This is a genomic window from Halocynthiibacter styelae (assembly GCF_016123485.1).
Taxonomy (GTDB): Bacteria; Pseudomonadota; Alphaproteobacteria; order Rhodobacterales; family Rhodobacteraceae; genus Halocynthiibacter; species Halocynthiibacter styelae.
Window position 1 is genome coordinate 1 of record NZ_JADCKQ010000037.1, and the last position, 1,290, is coordinate 1,290.

Below are 1,290 nucleotides of genomic sequence, written 5' to 3' on the forward strand. Positions count from 1 at the left end.
CCCCCGGTATAATCCCCGGGGGAGTTTTTTGTTCAGAACTTGGCGATTATGTTAATGAATGCGCCTTTGTCGTCCTGTGTGATGTCTGCGAGGTCATCAGAGAAGCGGCCGAAGTTATAGCCGAGGCCGAGTTTCACGTTGTTGTTGATGTGACGATAGCCGGCGATCAGGGCACCGTAATCTGTGGTGCCTGCCTTTTGCGCGTTCAGTGCACGGATTTCAATCAAAGCATCCCAGTTGTGGACCACATGCCAGCGGGCATTGGCGACCAAAAGCAGGGCGTTGTTCTGACTGAAGTTATCTGTGCCCGCATCCGCAGTTTCAGACCAGCGATAGCCGATCTTGCCGCCAATGGACCAGGTGTCATTCAGCTGATATTCGGCATCCACACTCAGGATATGGCTGTGCTGCTTCGGGCCGCGCACGTCTGTGCTGTCTGTCACCTGACCATATTCATCATAGATATAGCGATAGCGTGCCAGCACATTCAGACGGTCATGTTCCACCGGACGATAGGCATAGCCCAGAGAGAGCTCTGCATAGCGCGCATCTTCAAGGTCGGGGTCTTTGCGATCCGTGTAAACTGCATCAAGCGTACCGATGAAGCGCGCATCTTCAGAGAACTGCGCATTGTAATCCCCGGTGAAGGCCAGAGTATCGGCATCCCGGCTATTTGTCCCATCCATACCACGTTCACGGCGCAGTTCCAGACGGGCCCGTGCAGCCCGGTTGGCGTCATCAGAATAGGCATAGCCAAGGGTCAGGGCCTGACGGTCAAAGTCATCGCTATCCGGATCACTGATCTCACCCACCTCAAGCGCGACGCTCCAGTCGCTGAACTCAGTCGCGCTGTAATCCACGCCAAAGGCCGAAGACTGCGCCTTGTGACGGCCAAAGAGATCGCGGGTGTTTTCAGCCCAGACGGTGGTGGCGTCGCTGATGTGGCGGGTGCCGCCCATCACAAACTGCCCCCGGTCACGGCCGTTCAGGGTGGCCCCCGCAAGGGTGCGGTCCGGATCCAGTGTGTAACCAAAGTAAGTGCTGTTGCCATTGCCCTGATTGCTGTGGCTCAGAAGCGCACGCGCCCCTGTGCCGCCGGTCCCTTCAGAGACCTCACCTGTGAGGGTCCAGCTGTCATTCAGCTTTGCGGTGCCACCGAGACCAAAGCGTTCATTGCGGGCCAGGCCGCCTGTGCGGTCCACGCTGCCCTGGCCATAGACATACCAGCTGAGCGCATCAGATGGGGTTGCGGTGTAACGCAGGGCCAGATCGGTGCGGGTGCCGGTATTG

Annotated in this window: 1 pseudogene; it reads right to left on the bottom strand. The window is 58.0% G+C overall.

Features of this window, described 5'->3' with window-relative positions:
- Positions 1–32 precede the first annotated feature (32 nt).
- Positions 33–1,290, bottom strand: a pseudogene (locus H1D41_RS18225) (hypothetical protein); the annotation flags it as partial.